This window comes from Alteromonas sp. 4NS20-0143, assembly GCF_057542855.1.
Map to the genome: position 1 here is coordinate 12253 of NZ_BAAJLR010000014.1, position 25828 is coordinate 38080.

General features: G+C 42.9%; 17 protein-coding genes and 1 pseudogene. 6 read left to right on the forward strand and 12 right to left on the reverse strand.

Annotated elements, in window-relative coordinates; genetic code table 11:
* Positions 1–2436: a type I restriction-modification system subunit M gene (locus AC27HD_RS18235; RefSeq protein WP_487107677.1), complete on the reverse strand. Its 2436-nt coding sequence runs from the start codon at positions 2434–2436 to the stop codon at positions 1–3.
* A 1615-nt stretch (positions 2437–4051) separates the two neighbouring features.
* On the opposite strand from AC27HD_RS18235, the gene AC27HD_RS18240 reads away from it, so the two are divergent.
* Positions 4052–4273, forward strand: coding sequence for a hypothetical protein (locus tag AC27HD_RS18240; RefSeq protein WP_487107679.1), 222 nt, complete (start codon positions 4052–4054; stop codon positions 4271–4273).
* A gap of 177 nt (positions 4274–4450) precedes the next feature.
* On the opposite strand, the gene AC27HD_RS18245 is transcribed toward AC27HD_RS18240, so the two are convergent.
* The 6 genes and pseudogenes from AC27HD_RS18245 to AC27HD_RS18270 all read right to left on the reverse strand — a co-directional run.
* Positions 4451–5833 carry a PhoH family protein gene (locus AC27HD_RS18245; RefSeq protein WP_487107681.1) on the reverse strand — a complete coding sequence of 461 codons (1383 nt, stop codon included), beginning with the start codon at positions 5831–5833 and terminating at the stop codon, positions 4451–4453.
* Between the two features lie 249 nt (positions 5834–6082).
* Positions 6083–7474 carry a tyrosine-type recombinase/integrase gene (locus AC27HD_RS18250; protein WP_487107683.1) on the reverse strand — a complete coding sequence of 464 codons (1392 nt, stop codon included), beginning with the start codon at positions 7472–7474 and terminating at the stop codon, positions 6083–6085.
* A gap of 3 nt (positions 7475–7477) precedes the next feature.
* Positions 7478–8047: a hypothetical protein gene (locus AC27HD_RS18255; protein ID WP_487107685.1), complete on the reverse strand. Its 570-nt coding sequence runs from the start codon at positions 8045–8047 to the stop codon at positions 7478–7480.
* Positions 8040–10334: a hypothetical protein gene (locus AC27HD_RS18260; RefSeq protein ID WP_487107687.1), complete on the reverse strand. Its 2295-nt coding sequence runs from the start codon at positions 10332–10334 to the stop codon at positions 8040–8042. The genes AC27HD_RS18255 and AC27HD_RS18260 overlap by 8 nt, the downstream gene beginning before the upstream one ends.
* Complete coding sequence (locus AC27HD_RS18265) at positions 10321–12663, reverse strand: hypothetical protein (RefSeq protein ID WP_487107689.1); 2343 nt, start codon at positions 12661–12663, stop codon at positions 10321–10323. The genes AC27HD_RS18260 and AC27HD_RS18265 overlap by 14 nt, the downstream gene beginning before the upstream one ends.
* Before the next feature lie 142 nt (positions 12664–12805).
* Positions 12806–13789 (reverse strand): annotated as a pseudogene (locus tag AC27HD_RS18270) (PhoH family protein); the annotation flags it as partial.
* 429 nt (positions 13790–14218) lie between these two features.
* Between AC27HD_RS18270 and rapA the strand changes: the two are divergent.
* The 5 genes from rapA (at position 14219) to AC27HD_RS18295 (ending at position 20944) form a co-directional block, all read left to right on the forward strand.
* A complete protein-coding gene (gene rapA / locus AC27HD_RS18275; protein WP_487107691.1) occupies positions 14219–17044 on the forward strand; it encodes an RNA polymerase-associated protein RapA in 2826 nt (941 codons plus the stop codon).
* Complete coding sequence (locus AC27HD_RS18280) at positions 17044–17775, forward strand: pseudouridine synthase (protein WP_032095668.1); 732 nt, start codon at positions 17044–17046, stop codon at positions 17773–17775. The genes rapA and AC27HD_RS18280 overlap by 1 nt, the downstream gene beginning before the upstream one ends.
* Before the next feature lie 205 nt (positions 17776–17980).
* Positions 17981–18904, forward strand: a complete 924-nt coding sequence (locus tag AC27HD_RS18285) for a DUF3530 family protein (protein WP_487107693.1) — start codon at positions 17981–17983, stop codon at positions 18902–18904.
* A 142-nt stretch (positions 18905–19046) separates the two neighbouring features.
* On the forward strand, positions 19047–19370 hold the full coding sequence (locus tag AC27HD_RS18290; RefSeq protein ID WP_032095666.1) for a hypothetical protein: 324 nt from the start codon (positions 19047–19049) through the stop codon (positions 19368–19370).
* Positions 19371–19594: 224 nt separating this feature from the next.
* Positions 19595–20944: an AmpG family muropeptide MFS transporter gene (locus AC27HD_RS18295; protein ID WP_487107695.1), complete on the forward strand. Its 1350-nt coding sequence runs from the start codon at positions 19595–19597 to the stop codon at positions 20942–20944.
* A gap of 155 nt (positions 20945–21099) precedes the next feature.
* Here the strand turns inward: AC27HD_RS18295 and AC27HD_RS18300 are convergent, their stop codons facing one another.
* From AC27HD_RS18300 to AC27HD_RS18320, 5 genes are read right to left on the reverse strand one after another with little or no spacing between them, the layout of a single operon-like run.
* Positions 21100–22065 carry a sensor domain-containing diguanylate cyclase gene (locus AC27HD_RS18300; protein WP_052010129.1) on the reverse strand — a complete coding sequence of 322 codons (966 nt, stop codon included), beginning with the start codon at positions 22063–22065 and terminating at the stop codon, positions 21100–21102.
* 2 nt (positions 22066–22067) lie between these two features.
* Positions 22068–23120 carry a response regulator gene (locus AC27HD_RS18305; protein ID WP_032095663.1) on the reverse strand — a complete coding sequence of 351 codons (1053 nt, stop codon included), beginning with the start codon at positions 23118–23120 and terminating at the stop codon, positions 22068–22070.
* A gap of 9 nt (positions 23121–23129) precedes the next feature.
* A complete protein-coding gene (locus AC27HD_RS18310; RefSeq protein WP_032095662.1) occupies positions 23130–23963 on the reverse strand; it encodes a thymidylate synthase in 834 nt (277 codons plus the stop codon).
* A 6-nt stretch (positions 23964–23969) separates the two neighbouring features.
* Positions 23970–24782, reverse strand: coding sequence for a prolipoprotein diacylglyceryl transferase (gene lgt / locus AC27HD_RS18315; RefSeq protein WP_487107698.1), 813 nt, complete (start codon positions 24780–24782; stop codon positions 23970–23972).
* Between the two features lie 4 nt (positions 24783–24786).
* Complete coding sequence (locus AC27HD_RS18320) at positions 24787–25593, reverse strand: sulfite exporter TauE/SafE family protein (RefSeq protein WP_032095660.1); 807 nt, start codon at positions 25591–25593, stop codon at positions 24787–24789.
* Positions 25594–25828: the final 235 nt, after the last annotated feature.

The following is a 25828-nucleotide window of genomic DNA, read 5'->3' on the forward strand; positions in this document are numbered from 1 at the left end:
CTATCCTTGAACATCAGCCAAATCAACACCTAGAATATCTGCAATTAAACCTTCAGCTTTTTGCTCTAAGTTGATAATGTCGGTTGCCACTTCATCCATTGAGCGTAGCGGTTTATGTTGATAGAAGTACTTGTTAAAGCTAATTTCGTAACCAATTTTGGTGCTATCTAGATTGATCCATGCTTCTTCCACATGCGGCTTTACCTCATCAAGATAATACTGGTGGACTTCACTCTTGCCCGTGTCTTTATCATCCTTGTAAGTAAGTGGTACTGATTCAGCGTCACGCAAATCTGAGCTAGGCTCATAAGTAATAAACTCAAGCTTTTTATCTGTAGAGTAATAACCAAAATCGGCCAGTTCAGCTTCCTTACAGCCCAAGTGGTGCAGCAGTTCGTCAAACTTGTCCTGCTTAAATTTGACGATCTTCTTAACGACTTTTCCGGCGTTTTCATCATACCAACTGACTGCGTTAACAATAGTGGTGAAGAAGCCTTTGCGTTTGCCTTGTGGAATGGTTTCAAGCACTGTTGGAGCAAGCTTTTTAAACTCTTTTTCAACATCCACTTTAAACTGATTAAAGTCTTCGTACTCTTCAGTGATTGTTGTACCTAGTTGATTTGCCATTTCAACCAATAAGCGACCGCTCTCCCATGTGTTTTGGTCAAATAGCTTGGTTCTAGCCTTGGTGTTTAGCGTAACTTCGTTCTCTTCGCACCAGCTTAGAATTGCTGATTCGTTAGCTTTGAGGTAGCCAGTGTCATAAACCGAATTTCCATGCACCGCATAGATGTGCTCCATCACTTCCATTAGCGATTTATCGAAACGTAATGGTGCTATTAGTTCAGGCTTGAATTGTGCACAGCGTCTATCAGGGCGTTCAATGTTGACTTTGTAATATCCAAAGTCGTCATTGTTAAAGACTTTGGCGGCAATACCTATAGGGTCATTAGTCTCACTAAGCTGTCTTTCAACATCTGCCGCATCAAGATAGGTTTGAGTAATTTCGTTGATATGTTCCTGCGAGAACTCACAATTTTTATTACCTAGGTTCTTACGCAGCTTTCTGAACAGCAAGCTTGCATCAATTAACTGCACCTTTCCTTTGCGGTTGGCAGGTTTGTTATTGCAAAGCAACCAGATGTAAGTCGTAATCCCTGTGTTGTAGAACAAGTTGTTGGGGAGCTGGACGATGGCATCCAACATATCGTTTTCGATGATGTATCGGCGAATATTACTCTCGCCCGACCCCGCATCTCCGGTAAACAAACTAGAGCCGTTATGGATAGACGCGACACGAGAGCCTACTGGACTGATATCGAGCGGCTTCATCTTGCTAACCACTTCCATTAAAAATAGAAGCTGACCATCGCTAGAGCGCGGAGTCGCATCTACTTTCGACTTATTGCCCCAGTAGTCTTCTAGCTCTACGATAAAGCGCGGATCTATAACATCAGAGCCGTCTTTTATATTTTTGACTTCGCTTGCCCAGCTTTTGCCGTATGGCGGATTTTGACAAGCAAAATCGAAGGTTTTGCCTGCAAATTCGTCAACAGACAGAGTAGAACCTACGCGGATGTTTTCAGGGTTATTGCCCTTTATCATCATGTCCGACTTACAAATAGCATATGTCTCGTCATTGATCTCTTTACCGTAAAGATAAATATCTCTATTCGAACCTTGGCTTGGGAATTTTTCTTCAATGAAGTTTTGTGCCTCAGTCAACATTCCGCCACTACCACAGGCACTGTCGTATATGGTGAGTGGGTCGGGCAAATTGCCTTTTAGTGGATCAAACAAAAGGTGAATCATTAGTTCAATCACTTCGCGAGGCGTAAAGTGTTCACCGGCTTCTTCGTTGTTGTCTTCATTGAACTTACGAATTAGCTCTTCAAACACGTAACCCATACCAAGGTTGGTCAGAGCGGGAAGTTTATTGCCATCAGGATCTTCTGCTTCTTTAGGAGTGAGGTTGATGTATGGCGAGACAAATTTTTCGAGCACATCAAGTAACACATCTTTAGATGCCATATGACGTATCTGTGCCTTCAGATTAAAGCACTCGACAATTTCTTTTACGTTTGCGCTGAAGCCGTTGAGATATTCTTCAAAGTTGGCCAGTAGTATTTGCTGGTTGTTGGTGGCAGTGCCATGTAAGCTTTTAAGCGTCCATTTAGAGATGTTGTAGAAAACATATCCCGCTTCTTCGATCAGGGGAGCGTCATCCAGTTCGGTGGATTGCATATCTTCTTTTTGAAAGCGCACTTCCTCTAGGACTTTCTCTTTGGTTGGCTCTAAAAGTGTATCCAGCCTGCGTAATACCACCATTGGTAATATAACGTCGCGATATTTTCCTCGCACGTATACATCCCGCAGACAGTCGTCTGCAATGCTCCAGATAAAACTCACTAATTTATTGTGTACACTATGATCCATTGGTAACCCTGTCTAAAACGATTCTTTCGTTTTCTAATTTCTTATCTAATGCTAAGCGCTATTGCCATGCTCGCATGTCTTATCATTTAGTTAGATTGAGCTATTGAAGGTGCCATTTATCACCTTCAAGTGAAGTGTCTGCACTAGAGTCAACATTCCGCCAGCGCATCAGAAAGCCTAAAACAGCCTCTCAGCCTTTAAAATGTAAGGGACTAGCTCTGTGTTCATAATTTCATTAAATCGCTTAATCAGGCTCTTCAGAGCCCGATTAAGCGATTTCTTATCACAAAGTCACCCTAATTGAAGCGTTCTACGTAGTTTTTAAATTTACAGCAAATTTCAGTTTCTGAAATACCGCTCAAAAAATCAAAGTCTAAGAGTAACTCAAACACGGAAAACAATGAATTCTTCGAAAGCAATTAAAAGACTAGACATAATATTTTTGAGCTTCTTTTCCTACACCTTTAAACTCTACCAGCAGTCCCGCGCCAAACTAAAAGGCGGGGAATACGCTGAAAGCTATCATAGTATTAAGGAGTAGCTATTTCTCCCCACCGAATGGTAAGGATAAAAACCTTCGTAGCGAACTCGAATAGTGCGAATAATGCTATTTCCTCCCACTTTTGATCGCTCATAGTACAATTAAATCAAACCAAAGGTTGAGTAAGACTCATAACCCCTAAGCTATTGTTTAATAAAAATTTTAACTATCTTTCGATAGGGCAGAAGGCTACGACAACGAGCTGGATTAGAGTGAATAGAACTATTTCCTACCACTTTTTATCGCTCATAGTACAATTAAGTCAAACGAAGGGTTGAGTAAGACTCAGAAATACTAACTCACTGTTTAATTGATATTTTCACTCTCGACCAATAGGGCAAAAGGCTGCGGCAACGAGCTCGATTAGAGCGAATAAAACTATTTCCTACCACTTTTGATCGCTCATAGTACAATTAAGTCAAACGAAGAATTAAGTAAGACTTAGAAATCCTAACTCACTGTTTAATTGATATTTTCACTATCGACCGATAGGGCAAAAGGCTTCAGCGACGAGCTCGACTAGAGTGAATAAAACTATTTCCTACCACTTTTTATCGCTAACAGTACGATTAAGTCAAACGAAGGGTTGAGTAAGAATCAGAAATACTAACTCACTGTTTAATTGATATTTTCACTCTCGACCGATAGGGCAAAAGGCTGCGGCAACGAGCTCAATTAGAGTGAACAAAACTATTTCCTACCACTTTTGATCGCTCATAGTAAAATTAAGTCAAACGAAGGGTTGAGTAAGACTCAGAAATCCTAACTCACTGTTTAATCGATATTTTCACTATCGACCGATAGGGCAAAAGGCTTCGGCAACCAGCTCGATTAGAGCGAATAAAACTATTTCCTACCACTTTTGATCATTTAATCAAGCCCAGAGATGCTCAATGGTATATGGTCTAGAGTTTATAGGAAAATTCTACAACCACTGTCCTTTTATTCTTTTATTTGTATAGTTTTAGAGCTAATCTAGTGATGAGGTTGTGTGTTATCGCACTAACAGGGGTGATGCACTACCTATGCCTCTCACCCCACCTCTTAATAACCTACACTAATCAGGAGATTAAGTTGGAAAAACTAGATGTTTTAAAGCTAGCCAAAAGAATAGCCGAAGACTCTAATTCGGGAATTATCATGAAGGAACTCTTGGCTCAAGGTAATCTCTTGTTCGGTCCTGTCGAGAACTCTAATAGTCTTTATCGCATTAAACCAAATGGCAAACTATCCTTTGGACATTTCCATGATGGGAGGTTTTTATTAGATGAAACATATAACAATCTCGAAGTATGACCTTCACTAGTCTTTACTAGAGACGTCGCTTCTTTTCATTTGCGAAAAAAAATCATCAGCCACTACAAGCGCCTAAAAGGCAAAAAGATTACACCCTTTAATATGTTTAGAATTGTTGGATATGGAAGGTACTCGAAGCAATAGGTGAACGCCTTGAGTACCTAATAAACATAGATGCTATAAATTCTGCTCTGTAAACTGTGCTAGAGAGCTTCTTTCGACTTCATCGAAAATTAAAACACTTCCCTTGTCATAATTTCTGTATACGTTAACCGCAGCTGTAGCACCGCTAGAAGCGGGAGTTACAAACTTGTCATCAATCTGCGCTAAGTTACCAAGAAGAATTGTCCGGCAGTTTTTCCCTCCTCTGCTTAACATTCCTTTCATCTGTGCGCGAGTCATGTTCTGCGCTTCATCTATAATTAATACAGCATCATCAATTGAGCGCCCTCGGAAATATGCCATCGAAGTAAATTCAATGTTCGCCCTTTCGATAATATGCTCAACCGTTGCATGAACATTTGCAGTATGATCATCATCAGCGTGCATCGATATAAGCGCATCAGTAATACCTGCAAGCAGTGGCATAGACTTCTCCTTTAGGTCGCCCGGGAGGAAGCCGGGATCTTCGTCCATGAAATCGCGAGATCTTACAACAACGATTTTCTTATACTGCTTTAACTCCAAAACTTGGTGTAACGCAGCAGCTACCGCCAAAAATGTTTTACCAGAACCTGCGGGACCAAGAATTATGTTCAAATCAAAATGTGGATCTGTTAACTGACTTAAAGCAATAGCTTGTCGCGAGTTTTTAGGACTGATGCCCCAAATCTTTTCCTGCTTTCGAGGTAGTAACTTAGTAAAAACATGTCCATCTGTAACTTCTGTGATAAAGCCAATATGACCTGCTTCATCATACCAATACATGTTGTACTGAACCTCTTCGTTGAAGAGGCTTCTATCGAGTTGATAAACTTCTCCTGAGAGCTTAAAGCCATCGTCCGAATTAACGCGATCAAATAAATCACCGTCAAAAGCCTGCACTCCCGTGTACAATAGATCGATATCAGATATTTGATGGTCTACCAGAACGTCTTCAGCATCAACACCTATTGTTCTAGACTTTAAGCGCATGTTGATATCGCGCGATACCAGTGTGACCTCTTGCCCTAAAACCTTTTGCATGTGGAGCGCGTAATTGATAATGCGATTATCGGCATCGCTGCCAATGCCTTGCCTTAGCTCGCTTTGGATATCTAAATTGGTATCAATACCAATAAACAAGTTTCCTCGTTTCGCAGATTCATTAGAAGGCAGCGGTATACCTCTCTCCATCTGTTCGGCACTATGACCGTTGATGATATCTTCAAGCATTCTTATCACTACTCTAGCATCAGCACTAACACTTTTTTCTCTGCGCTCTTTTAGGTTATCTAACTCTTCTAGTACTGTTAGACAAATATAAATATCGTCTTTGTAGGAAAGTAGACTTTTGGGATCATGAACTAATGCTGATGTATCAAGTATTCTTGGGTTACGATTCTCGTTTGGATTTTTCATACTTTCCCCTATGGAGATTGTTTTCATGAATAGTCATTTTAGATTTATCTCAGCACAACGATATTCTCTCGTTTTATATTGCTCAAATCCTGAGTATTTTTTCAATTAATATTTTTCTTCATCACCTCGAACCATAACAGTCAGAAAGCTCTCAAAGTAAGCACAGTCATAACAAAACCAATAAGTTTAAATCTTTCAGCATACTGATATGGATATGACTACGAATCAATTTCTTGGCCTTCTTCTTTGCTAGTTGAGTATATCTGTCAATTCATTAATTAAGTGGTCAATTTCAACAATTACCTCAGCAGAACTGACTTCCTTTTTCGCAATTCTTCTCTTTAAGTCATTCATTTCATCTTTTGCTACTTGGACTCCTTGTATCATCGCTAGCTTGTCAAACGAAGCACTAACTCCTGAAAGATCATCAAACGCCAAATGTATGTAGTTCTCTAGTGATCTCACGCTCTTGTGCCCAGTCCACTCTATGAGCTTCATCTTAAAAGAGTTTTCATTAGCAAATTTTGCTTTCAGGTCACTAGCATCTCGCAATTCAAATAGCTTGATGAGCATTTCAATTTTCTCGGTTATGTAAAAGTGACGGAATGCATGAGACATTACGTTACCTGAAGCCCCAATAACCTTTCCCCAAGTATTAAAATACGTCGTGATAGAGTCCGGTTTCAGTTGTTCCCCTGAAGTTTCAGAAATAAAAACATATCCGTGATCATCAAAGCTTTCATTCGTGTTTTTTTCTATACCTTTAATGATTCGCGTTCGTATTTTCCTGATGTACCGCTTTATAGATCTTAGGGTTGCTCTATATACTGGAACCTCTCGAACTATTTCTGTCAGCAGATTCTTTCTTTGTTTCAGAGTAATTAAACGCAACATGGGAATAGAGTCTTCACTAGCCAAAGCTTTATCTATATCAGAGACTCTCAAATTCGCGACTTCGGTTCTTCTACCTCCTGTCGCTTTGAGTGCTTTGACCAAGCATAAGTCACGCGTAGCAATTGACTTTTCGCTGTTTGTTGTAATGTGAACTATTAGCTTTTCGATATCTGAGAGAGCAATTGGCAATCGTCTTTTGTAAGGGTCTTTTGAAGGAAAAACGCTATGAGTAACGTAAATTCTTGTTATACCATTCCTCTTGTATACCTCTTCTGTGTAGTTAACTCTACACCCTTTGGTGCCAATGAAATTTTTATCTCTTAGTTTTTTACCCACAAAGATTAAAAATTTTAAGGTGTCTCGGCCTATCTTATTAACAGTTGTATTATTTCTTTTTCGCTTACCGTTGTTTTTCTTTTCTGAGAGCAAGCCATTTACAAACAGCTCAATTCTGTTATCTGTAAGCTCCGTGAAATGTATGTTGTTGTTGTAGCAATATCTAATAATGTGGGAGAGATTAGATGCATAGTTTCCAACAGTTCCTCCAGCATATGAAATAGACCATGATTTACTTAAAAGGCCATCCATGATAAATAAATTAGCCTCAACGCATGGCACGCCATTAGGCCAATGAAGAACAGGATAGTTTGGGAACCGTCTAAATTTATATTGCTTTGCATAATCATCATACCCAACTGGGATTTCTGACGTTGAGTCCAGCAGAATTGCTAGCTGATGATTAGACATTTTTTATTCACCTTCAACTGATTCATCCAACTCTCTTAGCTGAAAGCTTTTTCGCAACAAGGCCCTCACTTTGGACATCTCTCTTTCTATGACATCTCGCAAGTAACTATCTTTCGATTCATCAGCAAGCTTGTCCAATGCGTCTATCGTAACTTCCAACCCTTTTGATAGAGCCAAATTCGCTTCTCTAAGTATCGAAAGCTGCAAATCCTTTTCTTCATTTTTTATTTCCAATCCTTTTTTTGTATCAGACCTTACTAATCTTTGTGTTCTTGAGCCTTTGTTTGAATGCTCTTCAATTAGTGACAATGCTTTAATTCGTTTGTTATCGAACCCTGAATATCCATCGAGCAGATATTTTTTTGCTACTTTTTTTAGTGTATTAAGTGACATCGAGGTAAAGTCATCTCGAACATACTCAGCCCAACGTGTCTGTGAAGATAACGCAACTAATAGTGCTTCGTCTTGAGCGTGTTCAGCAATATTTTTTTTGAACGAGCTTTCATCAAGGAATTTTTCTTTTGCCTTGACAGTTGCTAATTTTCTCATTTCGTTGTCGTCACGCTTACTCATACTTCAACACCAGATCCATTATTATCTCTTCATTGGTACTCTTAGACTTTACAGCTGCATATTCGGCCTTTAAATTGATAACACCATCACTCAGTAATTTCTCAATTCCATTAAGTAATACGTTATAGTTTTTGTAACGCTGTGGAATGACATGCTCATGTGTTTTTGCTAATACAATTAACTCGTCTTCTATGTCTTCACTAATCTCGGCATACGTTGTGTATTCAATGCTATTGAGACCGAACTTTTTCTTCAAAATAACTTCAAGTTCGCCAATATGACTGATGTCTCTGTTACGGATACCATCAATCATACGCTCAGCCTGAACGCCTCGCAGCACCTCTCCAGAAGTTTCCTCTGTTACATATCTTTCCAAGTGTTCAATATCGGTATGGGCCAAAAAATAACGCAGCGTTTCACTGGCTTCGTAACCATAAGCCCAATAGAACGTCATCGCAAAAAATCGTCTCAACTGGTGCTGACGAATATATAGACGCCGAACCACACCGTTATTATCAACATAGCTTCTCGTTTCAAAGTAATCACAAAAAGCATCAAAGTTATCGATAAATGACTCAGTATTTCCCTCTTTGAACGCCACAGTTTGACTGCTCAATGAGGTAAACAGTCCAACTTCATTCAAATTCTTCAATAAGCCTTGATTACTTATCCTCAAATTAAACTTCTGCCACTGATAGATAATTGACGCTACACGATTTAAGACGGGGCGACTAAGCTGTTCTCGAACGATTTCTCCACCATAAGCAACCCCAGACTTTCGATTATCGAAAACAAGATTGAAATCTGTTGATGGCGAACACTCTGGGTCGATACCTTTGGGTAACAGTGTTTCAAATGGATCGAGTTCAACTAGTTCACCCATACGTCTTGCCATCGTCGAACCTACAATTACCTGAAGAGCTCCTTGCAGAACATTGAACAAGAAAAACAGATCTTTGTTTTCTCTTCGCTTCTTGAATAGTTCGTCTTCACATACGCTGTAGCCTAGCACCTCAATACCAAGCTCAACAGCTTCAGGGGGCAAGTATTTTTTATAACCGCGTTCGGTGAATTCTTTCCACGACGTTCGTTTGATTTCTTTGGAGCTACCCACCAATACGCTCTCAACCGCTTCAAAAATCACCGCTTTATGTTTGAGAATAAACTCAAAAGCGTTTCTGATTTGTGGTAATACTTCTCCAGCACCTATCGTAGGCACTCGACCTGTATCTTTAGGTGATGTAGTCATCAAGGCATCTATTTTGATATCCTCAAAGCAAGCACTACTAATTTTTGAAGTTTCTAACCCGATATGCTTACTCAGTGAGTTAACACCTGCGAGCATAAAGAGAGTTTGTTTAACACTCCCAAAGTAACTTTCGGATATTCCGACATCTAAACGCTTATTCAAAGGGTGTTGAGGAAACTCACTATATGAAGGCTGACCATAGTCATCAGATACTGCGTATTTTTCTAACTTAGGCTGTATTATTTTGTGTCCATACAATGTATTAGCGAAGAGTTTTTCTCTCAAAAAACTTAGTTTGACAAGACCAAATCGCCCTCCCTTTCGCCTAGTTTCAATGGCTCCTTCCAAATATAAGAGCGCTAAGGCTTTGCGATGAGGTGCTATATAGCGCTGGACAACTTCAGGTGGTAAATCAAACTGCATTTCCAGCTTTTTGAAGCCATTATCCAAATCATCATTGGAATAGTTCTTAATATTTTCGCTAATAAATTCATCAAGTCTTTTCTCTGTTTCATAAACTCCTTTTGTAACGCTTGCTTGCTCAAAAATTTTTGCCAGAGTCACACGAACGAAATCTTTGTCCCATAGGATAAAGTGCTTCTCTAAACTAATTGCCTTTGAGTTCAACAGTAAAAAATCGATCAAATACAAGGTATGCCTAAGCTTCACAGAGACTGTCTTCTTTACCTGCTTTTGGTATCCGGTGTGCATTGGAGAGGATTGGATCAGTAGCCAGCATTTGAAAGCGTTTACCAATGCTCGATGTTTTTCAGATACTAATTTCTCAATACTACCGTCGCTAGCAATGAATTCGACATCAAAATTCAATACTACCTCAGCATCATTCAATCTAATGAGCCAAACATCCTGCATAATATCTGAGAACAACCAATCAGGCTGAGATAGATTCAAGTCATACTGTTCCACACTATCTTGAACCAGCTTCATGCTGGCCAACAAGCTTTCTTCAGGAGACAGACCAGATACTAATTTCTGGTAGTCTTCATGCATCCCTCTAGAACCTTTAACTAGCTTCATGTGGACGCTCCGCTAGAAAATGGCTTAACGAAAACGGCTCTTTTTTAGCCTCCTTGTACATATCAACGATTTCTTCATCAAATTCATCAGTTAACAAATTCGGTGAACTTAGCTGACATTCGATTTGCGTAATGATCAAAGTCGATAATTGTGTCCAAGTTTCTAGATCCGATTTTGCTAATGCAATAGTCAAAATATCCTCTTTGGGAGCGTTAAAGAAAAACAGCAGTATTTTTAGCAGCACAGGAGATATTACGATCGCTCCGTCAAGCGTAGCCTCATCAACCTTGAGAGGAATTACATTGCCGTCCCAAATATGCCCAGACATTCTCTTCAGTTTATGATTTCTCAGAAATGCTTCTAGAGACTCAGGAGTAATATCAATCGCATGATGTAGGTATTTAGAATCCTTCATTGCTTCAAAAACAATCGCGTTTTGAAATATTCGTATCCAGCGATCTTGAAAGAACCTTAATATTGGGTCAGGTAGATAACTTCTAACTATTTCATCACGTGGCTCTTTGTGGCCAAGCGCATTACACATCTTTTTCACTGAGTTTGTCTTTAAAAAGACTTCAACACCGGAACTTGCCCTGAAACGGCTAATCGATAAGCTTTTTACAACTTCTTTAGCTCGTCGTTTGGAAACGTTCGCAGAGCCAGAGGTGAGCAGTCTTGTGAAAATAGAGCGAGAAGTAATTTTATTCAAATTAGTGATACCTTTGAGCCTCGCTGGTTTGCTATTCAAGGCCCCAGTTAAGAGTACATAACGATAGTCACTACTACCTTTCGACTTTAAGTACTCTCGTGCAACTCTAGTATGCGCTAATATTTTCTCTACTATTTCTTTGGACTCGACGGTTAACTTAATCACTTGCTGTGCGTTTTCTATCCCTCTACGTTTCTTTACACTTTGAATAACGAATGAATTACCTGACTCAATAAAACCATCTAACTTGTCATTGTCATCGAATAGCTGCCAGTTAAGTAGCCATGACTCTGTGATTTTGGGATGAATATGAATTAGCTGAAATAAAAGTGGGTAGAGAATGTGTAGCGTTGGTAAGCACAACAATTTTGTTATATAGGTAGTTTCATTATTGAACCCTAAGAATGAGCTGTAGCCACCTGCTTTACCCGGATGATCCCATAGGTGCAATGCGAAAGTCGCACAAGCGATACTTCTTTTTTCAGTTAAAGATTGAGGAGTTCGTACCTCGCCCAATACCTTTGCAGAAGACGACATCGAGTATTCTTGATACTGAGTCAACCTCTTGTAGTTTAGGGCAACCGCCTTTTTGCAAGCGAAGAGTACATGGTCAATATCTCGCCTTATATCTTTGACAACTTCTTGAATCACTTCATCATCCGTATACTTTAGTGGAACTTTAGTGATTAACTTGTTGTTCAATATTCCAGAACTCAGATTTCCGTTCTCAGGAGGCTTATTGTGAGAACCAGCAAGGACTAGTGATTGCTTAAACTTAGGAACAGGCAAAGCAAACAAGGGCTTGTCAAATATTGCGTTAGCCACAAAACAATCTTCGTATAAAGCCATCTTGCTGCTCCAAGAGTTACAAAAAGACCTACCATTCCCACCACTTAAGAGGTGTTTTTTTAATTCGACATTGAAGATCACTGATAAATAGTAAACTGCGACTCTTCGCTCCAGACACTGTTCCAACAATTCACAAGTTGGAGCCAGTTTAATCAGGTACTCTAGCAACCTTTTAAGATGCTTATAATACGTTTTAGCTGTTTCTCTTTCCTGCGTGCGACAAAACTTTTTAAACGCTTCAAAAATCTTTGCCGTAAACCACGCACCGTAGGCTTCTCTCAAAAAACCAAGCTCAATATCGATCTCCGTTCCGCCTTTATCTAAAACTACCCAGCCTTTGTAAAATTCAAGCTTTTCTTCATCTACGGGTTTTGCAAGACCGATTAGGTTCTGCACGTCTTCGCTAATCGACCTCTTCGAAAATACCAGCTTATAAAGCTGTATGTTTGCTTTCTTAGCGATACTCGAAAACAAACTCTTGGCATAGCTACTAATGTTGTAAAGGTGAACTTTTTCGCCTTCTATATGCAGATAGACAAAGGATATTAGGGATTGGAATAGTTCGTTAAGGCTTTCCTCATTGTTAAACGATCTCAAGGTGAGTTTTTGATCAGTTGAATGAAGAAAGGCATCTATTACTTTTAATAATCTCGTAAAAGCTTTTTTCGCCGCATAGGGGAGGTGTTCTTTGTGTGATAAAAAGTCGTTATTTTGACTTTCAGTGATAACTCGATAGGGAAATTGGGTCAGGAGATCAGTTCTTATTTTCATTGGCGTATGCGAGCTCCTTCTTTGATCCTAGTCTGCTATAATTATTGACAATTGTCAAAAATTTTTGACGAGAATAAAAACCCTAAGCAGCTTTATTAAAAAGAGAATTACATTTTTGACAACATATGTAAATTAGGAAAATCTCGTTTCCCGGTAAAAACCCAATCGATTCGGCAATTTCAGGGGTACTGCGAGTGACAATAATCTTGTCATACATGTTGCGCTCAACCACCATTTCAAGGGCGGCAGCCAGGGCTAAAAGGGTTTTACCACTGCCCGCAGGCCCGGTGAGAATACACATATCAATATGAGGGTCTAGCAAGGCATGCAGCGCCATACCCTGACCTATATTCTTCGGCGTTATGCCCCATGCATTACGGCTCATCAAGCGTTCGTAACCAAGGTCGAGTACCTCTAAATGATCATCAGAGATCTCTTCTACAAGGCCAGCAAACTCTTTACTGTCATCAAGAAGGAATTCATTAATATAAGCTTCTGGCAGTATCGACTTTGGCACGGTGTGAATGGTGTCCCGCCCCTCGGTTCGGCTATCCACACTTTTTACGTTATCCCAAAAATTACCTTCAAAGGCGTGAAAGCCTCGAGACAAGTACTTAATATCAGTAATAAGTTGATCGGTGCGATAGTCTTCAACATGCGCTAAACCGGCCCCTTTCGCCTTTAAGCGCATATTCAAATCTTTTGTCACTAACACCACTTTTTGCGGTGCGTAAGCCTTTTGAATATGAAGGGCAACGTTAATAATGCGATTGTCGTTTTCGTTGCTCGTGAAAACCTGCTGCGCTTCAGCCATATTCAAATCGGCAAATATCGATAGCTTTCCAGTAGGTGCGGTATCGCCCGCTCCTAGCCCCTCCATTGAAACACCCACAAGCATTTCTTCAGGCGTGGCCTCATGCAGCAAGTCTTCCATTGAACGAATGGAGACACGTGCGTCCCGTGCAACGTCTTTTTTACTGTCTTTGATGTAATCGAGTTCTTCAAGAACCGTCATAGGAATAACAACATCGTGTTCTTTAAAGGAAAGAAAAGCGTGGGGTTCGTGAAGCAAAATGTTGGTATCGAGGACGTATATTTTCGTTTCGGTAGAGTTTCTTCTTGGCATCCTTTACTCCGTAAAATAAAGCCAAGCTAGCCGTCAATTGGTAATGGCTAGCGAGCTACAGCTGGGCAACTACAGGGATGCCGCTCGAAACAGGACATCTCCCCTACTCGCGTCGACTGAGAAGCAGCAATAACCCACTGCTTCAAGCGTTTGATAACGATTTCCTAAACGCTAATTCCACCATAATCCAGAAATACAGATTTCGCACTGTTTTTATCGTTTTATTTTTTCAAAGAGTGCGACCAAGCACCCCACACTTTCTCGGAGAATCTCTGCCCTCGCAACGCATAGTAAATTGAAAGCGTTGCTGCTCATTAACAAGTGCCATTCTTGCTGAATAAACAGAAAAGTGTGCCAAATAAGCTAGTATTAATGACTTATTAGCATGCAATGCGTACAATACCGCCCCCGCAAAAAGGTGAGTGATTTATGAGTTCAGACAGTCAATTTTCTATTGGTCAGCGTTGGTTAAGCAATACAGAAACCGAATTGGGATTAGGCGCCATTGTTGGCATTGATTTCCGTTCAGTTGAGGTGCTGTATCCTGCCACTGGCGAAGCGCGTATCTATACAAAAACAGAAGCGCCGCTAACGCGACTCACCTTTGAAATTGGCGACACCGTAAAAAGCCAAGACGGCTGGGAAATGACGGTGACTGAATCAGAAGAAAGCCAAGGGGTGTTCATCTATCACGGTCTACGGGAAGATACGAAGGCGCAGGCAAGACTACCTGAAACAATGCTAGACCATCACATTCGCTTGAACCAACCTGAAAAGCGTTTGTTTAGCCAACAGCTCGACCACCCTAAATGGTTTGATTTGCGAGAAAGCGCGTTGCGCTATCATTACGAGTATCAGCGCTCTAATACGATTGGCGTTGCCGGGGCACGAATTTCACTTATTCCCCACCAATTGCACATTGCTTCTGAAGTAGGTGGCCGCCACGCACCGCGGGTACTTCTTGCCGATGAAGTTGGTTTGGGAAAAACCATTGAAGCAGCGCTAATCATTCACCAACAGATAAAGACTGGCCGAGCGTCTCGCATTCTCATTTTAGTTCCAGATTCACTCATGCATCAGTGGTTGGTAGAAATGCTGCGTCGCGTTAACCTGCCTTTTGCTATTTTCGATGAGAGCCGCTGCGAAGCGCTGGACGAAGAAGATATAAACCCGTTTGACAGTGAGCAGCTAGTTCTGTGCAGCATCGATTTCTTAAGCAGCAGTGAAAAACGACAGCAGCAGGTTCAGGCCGCAGATTGGGATTTAATGGTAGTGGATGAAGCACATCACCTGTCTTGGTCGCAAGAAGCGCCGTCGCAAGAATACCTCTGTGTTGAGGGGCTTGCCCAAAACACGCCTGGGGTGTTACTCCTAACGGCAACCCCCGATCAGTTAGGTCACGAAAGTCACTTTGCTCGCCTGCGTTTACTCGACCCGGCACGCTTTCACAGTTACGAAGAGTTTCTAACCGAAGAATCGCAATACAGTCAGCTTGCCGATGCGGTTGCTCCATTATTGTCAGACGCAGAACCGAACGAAAAACAGCGCGCTACCCTTTGCAACTTTGCACCTGACGTTATGGAACACGCTGGCGACCTCACCAGCTCTAAAAATAGACACGAACTTTTACACCAACTCATAGACTGCCACGGTACAGGCCGTATGCTGTTTAGAAACCGTCGCGCCAATATTGAAGGCTTCCCCGAGCGCAAACTGTCTGCCTACGAGCTTGCCATGCCACAAGAGTATGAAGCGGCCGTGAACAGCGACGACTTGCTCAACGCGCTTTATCCTGAACGTGTGCCAAGCGTGGTAAACAGTTGGACTAAACTAGACCCCCGCGTTAGCTGGCTGGTCGATTTCATGCAAGACGTTAAGCCAGAGAAAATATTGCTTATTTGCGCCAGCGCCCGCACTGCGCAAGAACTCGGTGAAGTTATTCGCACGCAAACGGGCATTAGACACAGTGTGTTTCACGAGGGCATGAGTATTGTTGAGCGCGACAAAGCCGCTCATTATTTTGCTGATGAAGAAGATGGCGCACAAATTTTGCTGTGTAGTGAAATAGGCAGTGAAGGGCGTAACTTCCAGTTTGCCCACCACCTGGTGCTGTTTGATTTACCTATTACTCCTGACTTGCTAGAGCAGCGTATTGGTCGCTTAGACCGAATAGGTCAAACGCAAACTGTGAACATTCACGTTCCCTATCTTGCGAAAAGCGCACAGCACGTATTGCTAGATTGGTATCACGAAGGCTTAAATGCATTTGAAAAAACGTGTCCCACAGGGTCTGGCGTGTTTGACGACGTTAAGCCATTGCTGATGAGCGCATGTCTGCACCCTAGCGATATGACGGCAAGAGACGAACTGATTAACTTAAGTGTTAAACTGAACAGTCAGCTAGTTGCTCAGCTTGAAGCAGGTAGAGATCGTCTGCTTGAGCTTAATGCATCGGGTGAAGGCCGAGTTGAAGCACTATTAGAGGACATTATTGCCCTTGATAGTGAGCAAGACCTTTCGCGCTTTATGGGCCGTGTTTTTGATGCCATTGGCGTTCAGCAAGATGAGAAAGGCAACGACTGCTTTATTCTTATGCCAACAGAGCAAATGGTGAGTCAGCTACCTGGGTTAGACCCTGAGGGAATGACGGTAACCTACAAGCGCCGCGTAGCGACGACGTTAGAAAATGTGCAGTTTTTAAGTTGGGACCACCCTCTTGTTCACACCGCGATTGACGTTGTTCTTACTGATGTACACGGTAAAAGCAGTATGGGCTTTATTGCCGACCCCGACCTGCCGAAAGGCGCTTATTGGATAGAAGCATTGTTTGTACTTCATGCTCAAGCACCGAAAGCCCTCCAGCTAGGCCGTTTTCTTCCGCAAACGCCGGTACGCATATGCCTTGACGCCCAAGGTAACCCTGTGGATTTAAGCTTCGATGTAAAACGAAAAGTAGGGCGGAAAATATCGTCACAATTGTTAAAAGCATTACAGCAGCCCCTTAGCATTGCGATAGAAAATACGCGCAAACTTGCACACCAGGCCGCGAATCAAAAGCTACACGACGCGCTTAGCACTATGCACACCACGCTTAACAGTGAAATACAGCGATTAAAAGACTTACAGAAGCGCAACCCTGCCGTACGCGACAGTGAGATTGTGTTTATTGAGCAGCAAATGAGTGCGCTAGACAAAGTTATTCAAGGTGCCGATGTGCAGTTTGATGCCATTCGTATCATAGTGAATAATCCCTAATGGCCAATCCACCGTTTGTTTACAACCCGCCTTATACGCCGTATCTCAACTTCCTGTACCGAGATGACTTTATGGTGGTTGCCCTTAAGCCAAGCGGGTTGTTGAGTGTACCTGGCAGAATAGAAGCACATAAAGATGCGCTTATTACCCGCGTTAACAAAGTGTTGCCTACCGCTACTGTGGTACACAGGTTAGATATGGCGACATCTGGCATTATGGTGATGGCGCTGACTAAATTTAGTCATCGCGCCATCAGCAAGCAGTTCGAGCTTAGAGAAACGAAAAAGCGCTATTTCGCCAGGGTATACGGCCATGTTGACGCCGACAGCGGAGAGATAGATTTACCGCTTATCGTCGATTACCCCAACCGACCAAAGCAAATGGTTGACCACGAACGGGGAAAGCCATCGGTAACACACTTTGATGTGATAACACGTGCATATGATAGCGAAAATAGGCCTTACTCTCTGGTTGCGCTACGCCCCATTACCGGGCGCTCTCATCAGCTACGCGTGCACATGCTCTCACTCGGCCACCCAATTTTAGGTGATAGGCTGTATGCTCACGACGCAGCATTAGCCATGGCCACCCGCCTGCAGCTGCACGCCGAAAGCTTGAGTTTAAAACACCCAAAATCGAACAACTGGCTCAACTTTCAAAGCACTATTCCATTTAGTGACTACAAGCCAACGCCATTAACCACGTTTTCATCGGTAAAGCTTTTTGGGTAGAAGGGTTTTCAGGTAAGAAGCTTTTTAGGAAGTAGTCTTTTTAGAAAGTAACCTTTGTAGATAGAAAACGTATCCAAAAGAGGCTTACTGAGTAAACGAGACGACAAACTTGCTGGTTAAAATACGCTTTGGTATTTAGATTTTTATGGTTTTGCCGATACATTGCTATCTAACTACTATTGTGAGCCGAAAGGTTTTTTGAAACATGCGTAAATGTATTGCCTCCATACTGTGCCTGCTTGCACTGGGCTTTTCGCCTAAAGCGGCCTTTGGCGATTACTTTACCGATATCAGTCACGGGTTTGCGTTGGGCGAAGTTCAAGAGCTTTTGGTGGGCGAACGCGTAGTACCTATTATCGAAGTTGAACCTCAAACCCCGTTATCACAAGGGGTTGCCGTTATACTGGTTGAGCCTTTTCTCTCCAGCTTTTCACTCTCTCAAAGCAAGGAGCTTGCGGGTTATCTCTCAGAGAAAGGATGGCGCGTCGTCATAAGCCCTTTTAACCTCAATATGATGCCAACAGAATCTGGCATAGAATCAGCCGACACTTCTGGGCAAGGGGCTGATACTCAGGCGGCAGCAGATCCATCGGCAGCGGAACAAGCGCCGGGCAGTAGCGGACAAGGTAATAGCGTTATTCATCCGCGAAGTACAAACCTCACTCAATACTTTGATTTTGAACAAACATCAGACAAGTTAACTGAGCAGCTTATTGCCTTAAACAACCGTTTGCAAAACGTGCAAGGCTATCGGCTAGTGGTTGCGCAAGGTATGCTGGCTGCTACATTTTTGGACGCCACCAGCAATAATTTGGCATTTGAGCCAGATAGCTTAGTCACGATTTCCCCCTATTGGCCAGAGGCCGATGTGAATAAAAGTATTAGCGACTTAGTGGCTAATTCTTCGTTTCCCGTACTCGACCTTTCTATAGACGGATTGAGCGATTGGGAAAATAGTACGGTTGTGATGCGCCGAAATCGCGCCAAAACCAGTTTAAAACTGCATTACCGACAGGTGCTACTCCCCTCCTCAAATTCAGTCTTTAGTCTAAACCAAAATCAGAAAACCCCGTATATACAACTAGTTGCAAATAACACCATTGGATGGACTCGTTATTTGGGCTGGTAATTTTCAGAATCTACTATTAGTCTAAAAAAATCCGCATATCAGTTACATATCGATAACATCGTAAAAAATAACTCCTAACCTAGAGCAGTAGTAATGTAATGGACTATAATACGCTGAGTAGTAAAAAAACGGTTGGGGCATTATGACTGTCAAAGATTTTGTTGATACCAAGTCAAAACAACTGTGTTTTTACCTAAATGCTTTTTGGAATGAAGGCTTACCGGTTGAAGAGATCGAACTCTTTTTTTGGGACTGCATGGAAGAATGGGGTCAGGTCAATTGCACACTTACGCAGCCTTACACGCAAAAAGAACGAGTATTCTGGCATGTGCTGCACCAAATTCACTATTGGAACGAAGAAAAACTAAAAGACGACACTATTTTAGTTGATGAGTTACGCACCTGTGTCAAATTTCTCGAGGACGCAGGCACGTGTCCCATAGACTGTGTAGGCATAAGGCCCTAGCAAGGCCTTCCCTCATGTAATTCTTTTAGTTCTGTAAAAAGCCTGCACACATCAAGCACAAAACTATTTCGACCGTACTGCTCAACATCTTCTCTTCCATAAGCACATGCACATTTTTAAAAAATCCATGTCGAAATAAGGCACCTGCAAACACCACTCATATGTTGCCATTTCATTGATTACATGGCTCAATACCAAGCCTTGGAGCATCACTAGGCAGTATTTTGTTAAGCGCGATAAAAACATATAACGACAAACGCTTTTTGAGTATTTTCTGTTTCGGGATAGCCAGCGGCTTTCCTTGGATAATGATTGGCTCAGTGCTGTCTGCCTGGTTGAAAGATGACGGGTTATCACGCTCAGCAATCGGCTTGTTTGGCATTATCTTCGCCACCTATTCAATCAACTTTCTTTGGTCTCCGTTGGTGGATAAAGTAAAGCCACCGAGATTAGGTCAGCGCAAGGGGTGGATTTTTTCCATGCAAATAGGCATCGTCTTGTGCTGTCTGGCGATGTCTCAGCTAACCACAACGTCTCACCTTTTCTATATTGCATTAGTCGGTTTACTCACCGCCATTTTCTCCGCCACGCAAGACATCGCCATTGATGGCTTTCGCATAGACTGTATTGCTGAAAACGATAAAGACGGAATGTCAGCTGCGTCTTCGGTAGCAACCGCAGGTTGGTGGACAGGCTATGGAGGCTTAGGTGCTATTCCTTTCTTCCTCGCCGACCTTACCGATTGGAGCTGGGCGAATATCTATCTATTGCTGGGCGTAATAATGGCCCTACTTGCTATAGCCACGTTACTTGCCAAAGAGCCGGATATCGACAGAAGTGCGCTGTTTGACCGCTTAGATTCTGAGGGCACTAGCACTGGCGATGCTAATGCTAACGCCAGCACTCAAGACAAGATTTCACGCTGGTTAAAGAGCACGTTAATAAGCCCATTTTCTGAGTTTTTTGCACGAAACGGCGTGAAGCTTGCGCTTTCCTTCTTGTTGTTTATTTTTCTATTTAAAATTGGCGAAGCCTTTCTCGGGCGCATGAGCATTGTCTTTTATAAAGAAATTGGCTTTACCAACAGTGATATTGCTACCTACTCAAAGCTGCTGAATTGGTGGGTAACTATTGTATTTTCGCTGTTGGGGGGAATTGTAAACATACGCTATGGCATTTATCGCGGCTTAATGGTGGCGGGCATCGCTATGGCGGCGTCTAACCTTTTATTTGCAGTAATAGCACAAACAGGGCCTTCTACTTCTTTACTGGCCTTTACCGTGGTTGTAGACGGTTTTACAGGCGCCTGGAGCACGGTAGCCATGGTTGCGTTCATATCGCTACTGTGTAACCGCGCCTTTAGCGCCACACAATATGCGCTAATGGCATCTTTAAGTGTGGCAGGAAGGACATTTGTCGCCTCTAGCAGCGGCATTGTTGTGGATAGTTTGAATGGAAATTGGAGTCTTTTCTTTATACTCACTGCGGTAATGGTGATACCAAGCCTAGTGTTCCTCTACAGCATTCGCGAGCACATTAAAAACGTGCAGAATCCGCTAGCGCCGAAAACGTAAAGCTTCTACTAACGAGGCGAATCCTAGCACGACAGATACTGACACAATAGATACGAACATTGTCGATATAACCGATACCGCACACGTTATGCAGAGTCAGGCCTACGCTGCATTTTCAGCTAGAGTTCTGGCTAGGCCTCTGGCTGCGACTCTAGCTAAGACTCAACTGCGTGAACGCAATACTGGTTACGTCCGCTTTCTTTCGCGCGATAAAGTGCTTGGTCGGCCTGCTCTAGCCATACCATAGGGCTTTTCACATTCTGCTCAAATTGTGCAAGGCCTAAGCTAACGGTGAATGTAATGGTTTGCCCATCGTGCTCCACTTCAAGACGCTCGGCTAGGGCTCGTATTCTCTCGGCAACATGAGTAGCACTTTCTAAAGTGGAATCGGTAAGTATAATGGCAAATTCTTCGCCGCCGTAACGCCCTGCCAGGTCAGTTTCCCTTACGCAACGCTTGATAAGCGCGGCCAGCATCTTAATAACCTTATCACCCGCTTGGTGACCATAGGTATCGTTGACCCGTTTGAAATGGTCGATATCTAACATCATTGCGGTACTGGGTTTGTTTCTGCGTTTTGAGAGCTTATAAAGCTCTTCAAACCGCTCTTGCCAATAACGTCTATTGTACAAGCCGGTTAAACCATCTACCCGACTTGTAATTTTAAGCTCTTCATTGAGCTTTGCCATGCCTCGTTTACCAAGAGCTTGCTCTGTCACGTCGTAAACCAAAATACAGAACTTTTCTACACTGCCGTTATCGCCAACAAGGGGAAACATAGTGACGTTTTGATACATGTGCGACGCCGCACTTGTTACTGGCCTGCTACAACCGAACTTAAATAAATACGGGCGCTGTTCCCAAATAATAAATACGGGGCTTTTAAGACTGAAGACCGGATCTACTTTTGCCGTTAGCCACTGCTTATCTATTTCAGGAAAGTGTTCAAATAATGAGGTGCCCAACAGCGACGATTCTCGTTTGCCGCTGTGGTTTGCCATAAATTTATTCCACACTTCAACTTCGAATTGCTTGTTGAGAATAACAATACCCACTTCGATAGAGTCTAGTAGTTCATCAACAACATTAGGCGTGGAAGAAAGAGTCACACTGCTATGCATCGCTATTGACGCTCCCTGTCGGTGTTCATTAATCGCGCATAAATTTGATTCATTGCATCACCGGGAAACAGCAATAATAAATCAAAAGAAATATCCTTGGCTTTTATGGCATAGCCAATTTCAACGGCCATGACTTTGCCCCATTGATGCACATTGTCACTTAAAAGCGTAGAGAGGCCTTGGTGCTGTCCTAGCAACACGGGATGAGTGTGACTAAATGCCACTGCCAACTGTTCTGACAAACCGTTTAAACAGGCACCAATAAGAATATTTGACACATCCATGAGTGCCTCAAGCTCTAGGTTTTCAGATGATGCAGAGGGAGCGTACTTCAGTAATTCAACGATATTCTGCGACTTCGTGTCGTTAAATATCACCAAGGCTTCACCACTTATTCCCTCGCTAACAAACCCTTTGGACACAGCAGAAACGCGATCGCTTCGGTTAATATCTGCAACGGCCATAGAGAGTTCGTTGCTCTCTATTAAGTTAACATTGGGAATAGGTAAATCAATAAATTCACCAAGCAGCTTAGCAAGGTCTTCACCTGCTCGTCCCATTGCAACGTTCACCATCTCGCGATAGGCGTCTAATTTCTCTTCTTCAGTAACTACCGCTTCGCTTTTCGCTGTCGCACTTGCTTTCTCGGTATTATTTTGGCTTGCGCGACCTGTGGCAAGGCTGTCGCCGCTATAAATACCGTAGGAGGTAAGAATGTGCATAAGCTTAGCGTTATCAATGGGCTTACGGATAAAATCGATAGCGCCCAAAGCCAACATTCGCTCTCGTGCTTTTTCTTGAACATCCCCTGACACCACAATGACCAAACAAGGTAGATCTTCTTTGCGAATGATCTCCATCGTCTCGTAACCGTCCATCACCGGCATATTCAAATCTAAAAAAAGCACATCGCCTTTTCCCTCTCGAATTTGGGTTAAGGCATCTTGTCCATGTTCGGCAAACGACACCTCTACATCCCAACTGTCGGGAATACTGCGGGCCATCTGACGCCTTGCGAAACCGGAGTCGTCGCAAATCAATATGGGAGTACTCATTGTATCTCCTCAGATAGCGACGGGGGCTTTTATGTGCGGATGAGATTGATAGTTTTTAAGTTCAAAGTCTTCGTATTTGAATCCAAAAATATCCTTAACGTCTGGATTGATTGCCATAGTAGGCCGTTCAAACGGTTCGCGACTTAACTGCAATTCCACCTGCTCTAGGTGGTTTGAATAAAGGTGCGCATCGCCTAATGTATGAATGAAATCACCAGGCTCTAGGTCACACACTTGTGCAATCATCATCGTTAACAACGCATAGCTTGCAATGTTAAACGGCACGCCAAGAAAGATATCGCCACTGCGCTGATACAGCTGACAGCTTAGCTTGCCATCAAGTACATAAAACTGAAACATAGTGTGACAAGGCGGAAGCGCCTGTTTGCCCATTTCGGCATTTTCTTTTGGCGAATACTGCGTATCAGGCAGAGCGGCTGGGTTCCAACCACTTACAATAAGACGTCTTGAGTCGGGGTTATGTTTAATTTGTTCGACCACATCGGCAATTTGGTCGATAGATGTGCCATCACCACAATCCCAGCTTCGCCATTGCTTGCCGTATACCGGTCCAAGCTCGCCCTCATCCGTTGCCCACTCATCCCATATGCGAACGCCATGTTCTTTGAGGTAGGCAATATTGGTTTCGCCTTTAAGGAACCACAGCAATTCGTGAATAATAGACTTTAAATGACACTTTTTGGTCGTTACAAGAGGAAAGCCCTCTTGTAAATTAAAACGCATTTGATAACCAAAAACGCTGAGCGTTCCCGTGCCTGTGCGGTCTTCCTTTTTCACACCTGTATCGCGTACATGGCGCATGAGAGCGAGATATTCTTTCATCGTTTCTTATATCTTCTTAGTTTTATCTTTATTTTTGGTGCCCTTATAAGCACGTACAATCAATCCTAATCCTAAAGCAATCATAGGTAAACAGAGAAGTTGGCCTTGGCTCAGCCCCATTTGATATAGACCAATGTGTGCATCGGGCTCTCTGAAAAACTCCACAATAAAACGGAAACTGCCATAGCCTAATAAAAACAGTCCGCTGACGGCGCCAACCGGTCGTTTTTTCGCTGAGAAAAGCCACAGAATAATAAATAGAAGCACCCCTTCTAGGGCAAATTCATAAAGCTGAGAAGGGTGACGAGGCACATTGCCAGCGCTAGGGAAAATAACAGCCCACGGCACATCGGTTGTTCTTCCCCATAATTCGGCATTAAGGAAATTTCCAATGCGTCCGGCGCCAAGACCAATAGGAACAAGTGGCGCTACAAAATCGCCCAGTTCCAAGAACGTGGCTTTCATACGCTTAGCCTGCCACGCAAGAGCAGCTAATACACCGATGAGACCGCCATGGAATGACATTCCACCTGCCCAAATTTTAAATAGATAGAGAGGGTCGTCTAGGAACAGATTAAACTGATAGAAGAATACGTAGCCAATACGCCCACCAAGAATAACGCCGACAAAGCTCCAAAATAGCAGGTCGCTGAGCTGATCTCTATTCCAAGGCGTTTGGGATAAACGCTTTTGTGCCAGTAAAAATGCGGCGATAAATCCAACGAGATACATTAAGCCATACCAGCGTACGCTTAGTGGTCCCAAGCTAAAAATAATGGGGTCGATACTGGGGAAAACCAGATAACTGCTCTGTTCCATTTTATTATTCAATTCCTAAAATCATTCTAATACTTACCAGCACTAGCAGGCAGGCTAGCATGGCTTTCAATACGCGAACATTCACTTTTTGGCCGAGTTTAGCACCGATGTTCGCGGTAATCATCGACGTTGTTACAATTCCAGCCATCGCGGGCAAATATACGTAACCTAAGCTGTATTGAGGAACATCTGGCGCGTCCCATCCGGTAATGACAAAACTTGCAGTACCAAACAAGGCAATAACCAGCCCGCATAACGCCGCACAGCCAATAGCTGAACGCACGTTTACTCGAAACCACACCAATGCAGGCACGAGTAAAGCGCCGCCCCCAATACCCATCAAGGCGCTTATCAAACCGGTCCCACTGCCCACCGCGGCAAGAGAAAAACGAGTAGCGGTGTTATCAGACGTCTTCTGTTTGCCGAAGATCATTTGCGCCGCAATCAGTATGACAAGCACCGCAAAGATGTCTTTTAGCAGCTCACCCGATATACGGCTGGCTATCTGCGCGCCCAATATGGCCCCAACGGCAATACCAATGCCGGTGAACAACACGATGTTTTTTTGGATATTGCCCAGCCGGTAGTGTGCAAATGCAGATGACATGCTGGTAAATATAATGGTGGAGAGTGATGTGGCAATTGCCACCGGCATCACTGTCTCTGTCGTCATTCCAAGTGTATGCACCAATAAGTAAGACAACACAGGTACAATGATTAAGCCGCCACCAATGCCCAACATACCCGCTAGCAAGCCCACTATTGCCCCTAATAGTACGCAGCAAATTATGATGATAACGACGGGTTCCATTCAGTGTCCTTCACTTTTTTAACGTTGATGAGGGTAGCATAATTGCCCCCTCCTTGAGCAGGTAAGCCAAAGCCCAATTATGTGACTTCATGGAAAATGATTTTACAGTTGCAGTGCTGCTCTACCTAAGTGGCTGACTATCACAAGACATAGCTGTCGAAACACTCGCTGTAGGCGTGCTAGTGACAAGCATCTTAGCTTTAGGTTTCATAAGGCACAGGTTTCAAAAGGCACA